The sequence below is a fragment of the Clostridium bowmanii genome (genome assembly GCF_018861315.1).
Taxonomy (GTDB): domain Bacteria; phylum Bacillota; class Clostridia; order Clostridiales; family Clostridiaceae; genus Clostridium_AD; species Clostridium_AD bowmanii.
In genome coordinates this window covers 1-10,618 of record NZ_JAHLDL010000061.1, presented here as the reverse complement: position 1 = coordinate 10,618, position 10,618 = coordinate 1, and the positions used below count along the sequence as shown (strand labels likewise).

Here is a 10,618-nt window from a genome sequence, read left to right as displayed (position 1 = left end):
ATGTTTGAGCAGATACAGTTGTAGGTAATATTAACATTACTGAAAGAGCTAACATACTTACTGTTTTTTTCAATTTATTCATTTTTTATAACCCTCGCTTTCATAGTTTCTTGCAATTAAAAAGGCCTTTTTAATTGCAATTGCAAACAATCTTGTCTTTATTTGTAATTATATACACTTATTTGATATTTGTAAATGGATTTTTTACAAATATCAGGTTTTAAATTTTTATGTGTGAATGTAACCTTTTAAATAGGGGTCTCACCAACATTTCTCTGAATCACACCAACAGTAGTTAAAAACAACTTTTAATCAAGTGATATCAATACTTTTCAACATTGACATACAATAATTTCAATTTTAAACGAATAACTCTACGTAAAGGTATACCTTTACGTAGGGCTGAAAAAAGCTATAAAATGTATTCGTAAAGCATAACAAAACATTTATGAATATCTACGTAAAATACATTTAGCTTTGCGTAGACGTTATAAAATTGCTAATGGTGTGATTCAGAATTATGTTGGCGAGACCCCAATAGTAATTGAGTTACTTTCACTTTGAGACTATAGGCTAGATGTTCATATATAACAACAGTCGTGAAATTAAATATTTCGTGACATATAACTTTTGAATTATATTTTTAAAGGATTGCAGCTCATCGGTGTTTTAGTAATATATGTCTTAACGTATAAAATCCGCGTTTTGCGGTTACTACCCCAAATTCAATAAAGTATATTCTATAAAATAAAGGAATATAAATACTTTTGTAGAATATCACTCATGCGATGGTATAATTTAAACAATAAACCAAATTAAGGAAGGAATTAAAAATGAATAAAAAATTATTATTAGTTGTCGCAAGTATAGCATTAACTTTTTCATTAACATCAAACGTTTTTGCAGGGACAACAGCTACTGGGATTAATGAAGGATTTACGAAACCAGGTCAAGAGCAGATTCAAAGAGAGTCAAAAAGAGCTATTGATGCTGAAGCTTATGTGAAAAATAAGAGAGATAAACTTTTAACAACTATGAATTCGGCTAATGGAATTACTCCTATGGCAGCCGGTGGGTCTAAAATAAACAATGTGGGAACTTTTAGACAATCTAAAAGTTATACATGTGGTCCTACGTCAGCTCGTAATCTTATTCAAGGTTATGTAACTACAAATGGAGGTAGTGTTCCATCAGAGAATACATTAGCAACTTCATTAGGTACTACGTCAAGTGGAACAGGCTTCGATGCTAGTCCATGGGAAACTACATTAAACACTTATGCTAATGGCAATGGCTGGACGCTAAAATGGGGAACAACTAATTGGAATTATGATATGTCATATAGAGTAATTTCAACTATTGATGCTGGCACAGTAAAAAAGGGATTTGATGTTATTGGTAATTTAAACCATGGGGTTACGACTACTCCTATTAATTCTGTTTATAAAAATGGAGCAGCACACTATATTTGTATTCATGGATACAATGATTCCACAAAAATATACAATATTGCAGATTCTAATTCAGCTGCTCCGGTTAAATATACAACTTATTATTTAAATGCTGCAAATTCGACTAAAGCAAGAGGAATTATATGGTGATTTTAAATCCATTAAAAAGAATAATACGAAATGCAGCTTTTAAGCTGTGTTTCGTATTAATAATTTTTTTAAATATTATCTGTTTATTTGGATGTAATTCATTTAAAAGTAATAAAGTAGTAAATATAATTCATGAAAAAAAGCCTACATTTGTTAGCTTAAAAAATAAAAAAACATATAATATTCCTACAAATATATTCATTGATGCCCGATTGAATGAGGAAGAATTATTAGTGAGGAAAGAAGAAAGTAAAAAATTATATATATATAATTTAAAAAATATGTCTACAAGAGATTTTTTAAAAGCTTATAATCCAAATAATTTTATACATACCGTTGTATGTAATTCAAAATGGGTTGTTTGGATTGAAGATGAGTCCTTAATTATGAATACAGAAAATAAACCATTTAAGTGGCAAATGATTGCTTATAACATAAAAACGGGTGAAAAGTTGATATTGGATAAAAGTAAGTTTACAACAAATAAGTTTAATGTACCAATGTTTATCAATTACACCCCAGACCAATTGACTATCTCTAATAATGATGTAGTTGTTTATTGTAAGACTAGTTTTGAAAACCAAAAGTTAATAAGCGAAATAGATTCGTTTGACTTAAAATCTAAGAAACAAAGCAATATCGCCAAAACGGGGGCCGTTATAGATGAGTTAATTGCTGATTGCTCTATTTATGGTGATTCTATTGTTTGGAGTAAATACAGGGTATATAACGAAACTCTTGAGAAAAGACTCACACAATACATATATAGTGATTTATTTATCTATAATTTAAAAACAAATAAAACAAAGCAATTAACTAAAGATGGCTTTTATACTAATCCCTCCTTATACAAAAACAATTTAGTGGCTATAGATGTTATAGATAGAAATCCTGCACAAAATTCATGTTGGTCCAATGTTATTATTATGGATATTAAAACTACAAAAATTAAAACAATAGTTAATGAAAAAACCCCCATTATAAAAAGTGGGTTACTTGAAGTTTATAGAAGCATTCCTAAAATAAATAGTCGATATATTAGCTGGTCTAATAATGGACTTGATGATAGATTTGTTTATGACTATACTAATAATAGTTTTTTAGAAGTATATAATAATAACGATAACAATCCCGCTAACAGTTCAAATATCTATAATATGTTTGATAATTTAGTTTTAATTTATGACCAAAAAGAAGGTACTAGTAGTACAAATTTATGTGTAGACATTACTGAATAGCAATGAGGTACCCCTTACAGGAGTTACTTTAATTGCAATAATATTGTTTGTTTCCTGTAAAAAAACTAATGATACAGTTACAATAACAACAAACAGAAATACATATATCGTATCAATGAATTCTGTAGAGGGAATTAAACTGACCCACGACTTTAAATCTAAGAAAAAATATGCTAAGTTAGAGTATCATTGGATTAGTGACAAGGGAGAATTTATTAATGCTTTTGCTAAATCAAGTAAGGATGTAAAAATCAAAGTGAGACTGTGGGGTGCCTGTGAAAATAATAAATTTGCTTCTTTCTTATATGTCGAAGTAACCCCATATCAAGATATGGGGTTACTTGTGTTAAGTTTATATTAGCAAAGTGAAAGTAACACAAATGTAATTGTGTTACTTTCACATTGAAGCTATTGCCCATTCCTTAAAAATTTCATTTTGAATGTAACATAACGAGTTGACTTGTTACATTGAATGTATTATAACGGTCTTAATTATAATATTAAGGAGTTTTAGAGCATGAAGCTAGTTCAACCGATTAGGGATAGAGAAAAACTTGAAGAAATGAAAATGGAATTATTGAAAACAGGATATAAAAACTACTTAATGTTTGTTGTGGGTATTAATACGGGCCTTCGGATCAGTGACATGTTAGAACTTAAAGTTAAGGATTTGAGGGATCAAACACATATTAAAATAATAGAGCAAAAAACAAATAAAATTAAGAGGTTCCTAATAAATTCATTGTTAAAAATAGAAATAGACAAGTATATTAAGACAATGCCTGATGAAGAATACTTATTCCAGAGTAGGAAAGGCGAAAATAAGCCCATTAGTAGAGTCCAGGCATATCGAATACTGAATAGTGCAGCTGATCATATTGGACTTCAAGAGGTAGGCACACACACACTAAGAAAGACCTTTGGCTACTGGCACTACAAACAAAATAAAGATGTTGCATTACTTCAACAAATATTCAATCATTCCTCACCTAGTGTTACTTTAAGATATATTGGTATTAATGAGGATATAAAAGATAAGAGCATAGAGAATTTCTATCTGTAAGATAATATTATGCATTAAAATGTACCCTTTCTATATGTAATAATAATTAACTTTTTTTCTGTATAATATAAGTGTAATACAAATGTATTCATGATATAATTACAAGTATATTACATTTATATGAGGTGGATAAAATGGGAAATGAAGATTATAAAAAGCTAGATATATTGAATCAAATAACTTTTGTTAACACTAAATTAAAAGAAGGATTAACTTTAACTGAAATTAGTTTAAATATTAATATTAGTAGAAAAACTATAGGAAATAAATTTATAGCTGCGGGATATATATTTAGTAAGCCTCTAAAACAATACATAAAAAAGGATGAATACAAATGTAATATAGCAGTAGTTTCAGCACCTAAATCTACTGCTATTAAAGCAATATCAACGCATGAATATAAAAGTAATATAAATATATTCAATTCTAAAGACTCTGAAAAAAAGATATTAAACATCATAGAAAAACATGATAATATACAAGAAATGTTGGAGTGGTACAACAATCAAAAGGACATCATTAATATTGATGTAAGCGAGTTGAAAATTGATAACGATAAATTACAGGGGGAAGTAAAAGTAACCACTGTGCGAATATATGGTGAGGTTTGGGAACACTTTAAAACCTTTATGGATACCTACAAAGAATTTAAGTCGATGGATTTAATAAGTATGGCATTAATAGAATATGCTGATAAATATAAAAAGTAATTTTATTAAAAAAATTTTTTTCAATAAAAAAACCACGACATTATTATGTTTTGGTTTTTTTATCAACTATCTGTTTCACCCAAAATTCTCCTGTCCCTGTTTCATATTCTGTTGTTATAATATCTCTTGTATTTAATAATTCTCCAATTATATAATTGGCTTTTTTAAACTCCTCTGTATCTGAATCTTTGAAAAGAAGTATTAATTTTTGTAAAGCACTTATCACTTCTTTGTTGAGTAAATTATTATATTTAGCTCTTTTTATATATCTGTTTAATTTTAATTCTAACTCTTTTTTAGTCATAGTTTAATCTCCCTAAAATTCTAATTTTCTTCGTCATTATTATCCCACCCTAATAATTTTTTCTCTAATTCATCAAAATCATATTTTCGTTGCTCATAGTCGTTGAAACTACCCTTTGCAATCTGTTGAGTAACCTTAATTGGTTTTTCATATTTTGAAATAGTACCTTTAACCCAAATTACAAAATCACCTTTTATATTTTGACTCTTAGAATACTCCGCAATTTCTCTTATTAATTCTAATGGAGCATTGCCATATTCATTATTATTAGTTGCACACTTGTAAATTTCATTAGCGGATTTATCACTTAATTTATTTCTTGTAACCCCCTCTATAATTGATTTGGTTTTCTCTATGTAAGTTTCTTTTTGTTCCTCTTCAAATTCTGTTACCGTTGCTAATACTTCATCCTTAGCGTCAAGTAATTGATTAACTTTGTTTTTCTTTACATGAAATTTTAAATGTGTAACTTTTTTCTTATCTTTTATTTCTTCATACTCAAAATCAATATCGCTATTTCCGTTTATTTCTTCATAAGCAGGATTTAAAGCAAGTCGTTTAAATTCATAATAAACATTATAACTTTTAGGACATTCTAGTTTAGACCTTAATTCATCTAAATTGTCAATTCTCCAACCTGTATTATTGCCATTACTATTTTCAAAGCTTTTTAAATAATAATACATTCTTTTACTATAGATATTGTGAAAATTTAAAGAATATTTAAGTTGATAAAAACATGCTTTTTTAGCATTTAACATTATTTCTTTTAACTTTTGTCCTAATTCAATTTCAATTTTTCCTTCGCCATCAAGATATTGGATACTTGAAAACCAAGAAAAATATATTCTATTTTCCTTTTTCTCATTAATCTTTTGAGTTATTGCAAATCCTTTACCCTCAAATGTTTTAATTGCCTTTTTTAGATCACCATAAATATTACTTTTATTTTTTATATTGTAAAGCTGACCATATTTTTTTATGTCTATTTGATATTTAAGCTTTTCATCATTTTCAATAGATGCAAAAACCATATCTAAAATATCATTTTGTTTTTTAGTTAATTTAAACCGTGCTTCAACTATCGTTTCAGGTCTTTTACAAATTAAATCTCCACCCTTTTTATTTTCCATATTCCTCATTACCTCCAATTTCATAGTATAGGAATATATTACCACAGTAATTACGTAAAATCAATGTTTTGTTTTACGCATTGATTTTATACGTAGTCCACACTGATTTTATACGTAGTCCACACTGATTTTATACGTAGTCCACACTGATTTTATACGTAGATGTTCCTCTGTACACGTTGGTATATCTAGCTTTTAAGCACTCCTACTATACTCTTTACTATACTCTTTACTATACTCTTTACTATACAACAACAGAGATTGTTGTTGTTGTTCTGTTTTTTATAGTTCTAAATTTTCTCTTTTATTTCTTTTTGAGATCTTCTCAGTTTCTTTTTCAGCTTTTAATTTTTGCTGAACTTCAGGCAATAAATTATTTTTTTCTAATATATTAGTCATTATTTTATACTCTTTTATTAAATCTACTACATTAGCATTTAACTTTTTATGTTCTTTTTTTAACTTAGAGTATTTAGTAAAGTACTCTGTATATCCTTTATGATAACTTAAATTATCACTTTCCAAAGAAATATTAATTTTTTTTAAGTCATTCAAAGAATTTTCATTTAGCACACCTTTTTTAGCTAGATTTATTATTTTATTATAATCATCTTCATGAAGTGTCATTTTAGAGCCTATAAAGCTCTTTTTAACGTCTGTATGTTCAAGGTTAGATATATTAGTAGTTAATTTTTCCAATGCCTTAGATTTGATATTAAGCTCATTGTAAGCCTTGTCAAATTCAATCTTACTTTTTTCTAGTTCTTCTTTTTTAGTTTTAATTTTAAAGTCTTGAGTATTTAAATGAGTTTTTTCACTACCGGCTTCGCCTCTTTGGACATCAAAACCCCTACTTTGTAAATACTGGGGCAATTCAGATTGTAATTGCAATAGAGCTTTACGATTAAAAGTAATTTTAGCTGAAAGTCTACCATCTTCGGTTAGAGGCACACTACAAAGGTGCATATGTGGAGTGGTTTCATCCAAATGTACGGTAGCTGCCACTATATTTTTTTCACCATATTTTTCTTTTAAGAATTCATAAGTCTGCTTAAAGAACTTCGCTTGATCTTCCTGGGGAAGCTTTTTGAAATATTCATTATCAGAAGTTATTAAAGTGCTGGTCATTACTACAGCATCTTTTCTAATTCCCTTATTGACACTATAACCATCCTTAATTATTTCTTTAACTTTGTGATTATAGTTAATATGTTTTTCATTATGTAAGTCATAATTTAGAATTGTACGGTCTTTATTTATGTCTTTATTTTTACTGTTTTCACTTTCTCTTTGATTGTGAATTTGAGTTCCTTTTACATCATTTGCTTTAAATTTTTGAACATGACAAATTAAATAGCTCATATTAAACACCTCATCCTTAGTTAAATTTAACTAGTCGGTTTATTCTAAAAGGAGCAAAGCGACCTAAACTTTAGAGTAAAGTATAGCACATTATACTTTACTCCGTAAAATTCGTGCTCTCCGAGAGGTTTAGGGCTTCACCCTAAAAAAGCAAAAAGCATTGATATGAGTGGCTTTATGCCACTTTTCAAGTATCAATATATAAGTTAAATTTAACTCAAATGTATAAATGCTCTAAACCTAGTCATAGAGCCATTACCGTATACCTTTACGTATGTACATACGTATCGTAAAATCACATAAAATCTAACTATTATTGTCGCTAAACGACCAAATTATTTATATTTTAATGAGTTAAAAAGTTTAGTTGTCTTTAGGGCGACGACCTTTTTGTATTGCGTGCACAGTCGTATTTTAGTTTTAAATTTTTCTATATAAATATGGCTGCACTCCCTTTCTTATTTTCTCACTTCGCGTTTTTATTGCTATATTTTTATTTGTGAAATATCACTTACCTTTTAGAAAAACCAACTGAAAAAATGGAAGTGGTCAGAGTTCTTTTGCTGACAAGGTGTCCATTATTGAAGACGGTAGTTATTTATTGGAGCTCTCCAACATTTTCGAATTATATATTACTTGGATAACAATTAAAAATAAATGTAAGAGGTATTTGAAAATTTTCCTGAGTTAATTTCTTATTTTTATAATTATCAGGGTATTTAATATATAATCTTATTTATAAGGCTTGAAAGCCTCAAAAACATATTGCAAAAGACTTTATAGTGATATATAATAAATATATGTTAACAATACATCGTAAACATTTGTTAACATAGTTATACCAACGTTTCACGTGAAACATTGTGTTAACACAATTAAACGGGAGGTATTTTTATAATGGCAGATGAAAAAAGTACAGTATTGGGAATTAGGCTTGATACGGAAGAACGTAAAAGATTTGATGAGTTTGTAGGTGAAGAAGGTAAAAATAATAAAGACTTTCTTAATACACTATTAAATTTATATGAGTTAAACAAAGGAAAGATTAAAAACATTAATTTGGTAGGAGATATTGATGTTTTAGAGGGATACACAAACAAAATACACCAAGCATTTATAGGCATCATTGATAAATTGGAGAGCCAAAAGGATGATATTTCAGAGAATAGCCAAAAGAATTTGCAAATATATAAAGAAAAAATTAGTAATTTACAAAATGAAATTGATTCAGTAACTTTATTAAATTCAATGAATGAGGAAAGGCTAATAAGTGTAAACAATGATAACCTAGCATTAAAACAGCAACAAAATCAATTACAAGAAAGTGCGCTTGATAAATTAACTATTATTAAGGAATATCAAGGCAAAAATGATACCCTTACAGGAATACTTGAAGAATATAAACAATATAAAGTTGAAGTAGAACAGTATAAGAAGTCACTTGCAGATAATCAATCTAAAAATATTGAATTGGAAAATAACATTAAAGACAGGGATTTTACTGTTACTAATTTAGGCAAAGATATTAAGAATTTAAAAGAAGATCATGAGAAGGCTATTAATGAATTGACTAAGAGCCAAGAGCAGTTAAAGGATAAACATATTGAAGATATTGAACAGTTGAATGATAAAGCAAGTATAACAATGGATAAGGCATTATTAAAATTACAAAAGGAACAACAGGAGCAGTTAAGCCAAAATCAATTGAAACATAATACAGAGATACAAGAATATCAAAGTAAATATAAATCCTTATTAGAAGAACTCGAGAAGAAGAAACCAACTCCAAGAGTTAAAAAAGATAGTGCAGCGGCAAAATAAATAATCAGTTAAATTAAAAGGAGTATGAAATATTATGCTATTTAACAGAAATAAATCTTATGAGGATATAGTTCCAGCATTAGAAATTAAAAGATTAATAATGTTAGTTAGAAAATTATCGTCAGATGTTGTGTTTAATATGGCTAATTTAGAAGGGAATCCTTTTACTTATCCTGAAGTACAAACTTTACTTGAGGGTATTACTATAGGTGGTCATAAAGTAAGTGACGAGCAACAAATTTATAATATTAGAAATGGTTGGAATTATTTATTTGATGCAGTGAGCCAAAACAATGTAGAACTTGACATAAATATCTTTAATAAATTTAATAACATAGTGGCTAAGGATGAGGCTTTATTTAGCGGGGCATTTAGAACTGGTCAAGTTAGAATAGCTGGTACAGAATTTATACCTCCAAGAGCTGAAGAGCTAGAATGTATTTTTAAAAATGAATTACCTCAATTAGTAAAAAGATGTGAAAGTAAAACGGATTTAGCTTTTGAAATATTTCTATGGGGAGCCTTAAATCAATTTTTCTATGATGGGAATAAAAGAACCTCTAGGTTAGTATCTAACATGGTTTTAATATCAGAAGGTCAAGGTATATTTAATATAAAGGCAAAGGATAGATTGCAGTTTAATACTTTAATGGTTGAGTTCTACAATACAAGAGAAGCTGACAATATCTTTGAGTTTTTATATAGCAGTTGTTTAGAAAGATATTAAGAAATTAAAATCAGTTAAATAATAAAAACCTCTGGTAGATTACCAGGGGCATTTTTATTTTTAGTATTGAGTGATTTCTTCTATTTTTGGGGTATCGCCAACATTTCTCTGAATCACACCAACAGGAATTTAAAATTACTTTAAATCAAGCAATATCAATGCTTCTTAATGCCTACACATAATGGCTTTAATCTTAAAACAAATAACTCTACGCAAAGGTACACCATTACGTAGAGTAAAAAGCCCCATAAAATGCTTTAAATACACCTAAGTTCAAGTTCCAAAATGAGATTCGGAACTTTCATATATGGGAAATTAGAAATGTCCTATTGCTTCTGGTTACAGCTATGTTCTTCATACCCCTACCAAAGAATATGCTCTAGCGAATGCTTTCAAGCTTCTACTTTGTTAAATCATCCTGTGCCATACTTTACCTGTAAATTTGTAATATTTTTAAATTAATTATATTAAATGTAGTAAAATGTAGAAAAATGAATAATTAAAATAATTTACAATTATTTTAAAAAAATGTATAATAAAAAATGTAGAAATAGTGAAAAATATAACTTAATTGTTAATATAAATGTAATATATAGAACATTTTGTTTATTAACAATATTAATTTGAATGTAAATACGATAGAAAGAAGGAAGGAAATG

General features: G+C 28.0%; 9 protein-coding genes. 6 read left to right on the top strand and 3 right to left on the bottom strand.

All coding sequences use genetic code 11. The features are described 5' to 3' along the window. Positions 1-833 precede the first annotated feature (833 nt). From KPL51_RS22260 to KPL51_RS22245, 4 genes are all read left to right on the top strand, one after another. Entirely contained in the window at positions 834-1,601 is a 768-nt protein-coding gene (locus tag KPL51_RS22260) for a C39 family peptidase (protein WP_216166484.1), read from the top strand. Beyond that, a complete protein-coding gene (locus tag KPL51_RS22255; protein ID WP_216166482.1) occupies positions 1,595-2,839 on the top strand; it encodes a hypothetical protein in 1,245 nt (414 codons plus the stop codon). Before KPL51_RS22260 ends, KPL51_RS22255 begins: the two co-directional genes overlap by 7 nt. A gap of 517 nt (positions 2,840-3,356) precedes the next feature. Then, positions 3,357-3,902 carry a site-specific integrase gene (locus KPL51_RS22250; RefSeq protein WP_216166480.1) on the top strand — a complete coding sequence of 182 codons (546 nt, stop codon included), beginning with the start codon at positions 3,357-3,359 and terminating at the stop codon, positions 3,900-3,902. Positions 3,903-4,036: 134 nt separating this feature from the next. Further along, a complete protein-coding gene (locus tag KPL51_RS22245; protein ID WP_216166478.1) occupies positions 4,037-4,612 on the top strand; it encodes a hypothetical protein in 576 nt (191 codons plus the stop codon). 43 nt (positions 4,613-4,655) lie between these two features. On the opposite strand, the gene KPL51_RS22240 is transcribed toward KPL51_RS22245, so the two are convergent. From KPL51_RS22240 to mobV, 3 genes are all read right to left on the bottom strand, one after another. After that, complete coding sequence (locus KPL51_RS22240) at positions 4,656-4,916, bottom strand: hypothetical protein (RefSeq protein ID WP_216166476.1); 261 nt, start codon at positions 4,914-4,916, stop codon at positions 4,656-4,658. Positions 4,917-4,936: 20 nt separating this feature from the next. Then, positions 4,937-6,049: a replication initiation protein gene (locus tag KPL51_RS22235; RefSeq protein ID WP_216166475.1), complete on the bottom strand. Its 1,113-nt coding sequence runs from the start codon at positions 6,047-6,049 to the stop codon at positions 4,937-4,939. A gap of 282 nt (positions 6,050-6,331) precedes the next feature. Further along, entirely contained in the window at positions 6,332-7,411 is a 1,080-nt protein-coding gene (mobV, locus tag KPL51_RS22230) for a MobV family relaxase (protein ID WP_216166473.1), read from the bottom strand. A gap of 897 nt (positions 7,412-8,308) precedes the next feature. Between mobV and KPL51_RS22225 the strand changes: the two genes are divergently transcribed. After that, a complete protein-coding gene (locus KPL51_RS22225) occupies positions 8,309-9,232 on the top strand; it encodes a hypothetical protein (protein WP_216166470.1) in 924 nt (307 codons plus the stop codon). 34 nt (positions 9,233-9,266) lie between these two features. After that, entirely contained in the window at positions 9,267-9,959 is a 693-nt protein-coding gene (locus tag KPL51_RS22220) for a Fic family protein (RefSeq protein WP_216166468.1), read from the top strand. Positions 9,960-10,618 lie beyond the last annotated feature (659 nt).

Bases quoted from the DNA above. Each gene is read 5' to 3' on its own strand.
- KPL51_RS22260 (WP_216166484.1), top strand. From the start codon at position 834: ATGAATAAAAAATTATTATTAGTTGTCGCAAGTATAGCATTAACTTTT.
- KPL51_RS22255 (WP_216166482.1), top strand. From the start codon at position 1,595: ATGGTGATTTTAAATCCATTAAAAAGAATAATACGAAATGCAGCTTTT.
- KPL51_RS22250 (WP_216166480.1), top strand. From the start codon at position 3,357: ATGAAGCTAGTTCAACCGATTAGGGATAGAGAAAAACTTGAAGAAATG.
- KPL51_RS22245 (WP_216166478.1), top strand. From the start codon at position 4,037: ATGGGAAATGAAGATTATAAAAAGCTAGATATATTGAATCAAATAACT.
- KPL51_RS22240 (WP_216166476.1), bottom strand. From the start codon at position 4,916: ATGACTAAAAAAGAGTTAGAATTAAAATTAAACAGATATATAAAAAGA.
- KPL51_RS22235 (WP_216166475.1), bottom strand. From the start codon at position 6,049: ATGGAAAATAAAAAGGGTGGAGATTTAATTTGTAAAAGACCTGAAACG.
- mobV (WP_216166473.1), bottom strand. From the start codon at position 7,411: ATGAGCTATTTAATTTGTCATGTTCAAAAATTTAAAGCAAATGATGTA.
- KPL51_RS22225 (WP_216166470.1), top strand. From the start codon at position 8,309: ATGGCAGATGAAAAAAGTACAGTATTGGGAATTAGGCTTGATACGGAA.
- KPL51_RS22220 (WP_216166468.1), top strand. From the start codon at position 9,267: ATGCTATTTAACAGAAATAAATCTTATGAGGATATAGTTCCAGCATTA.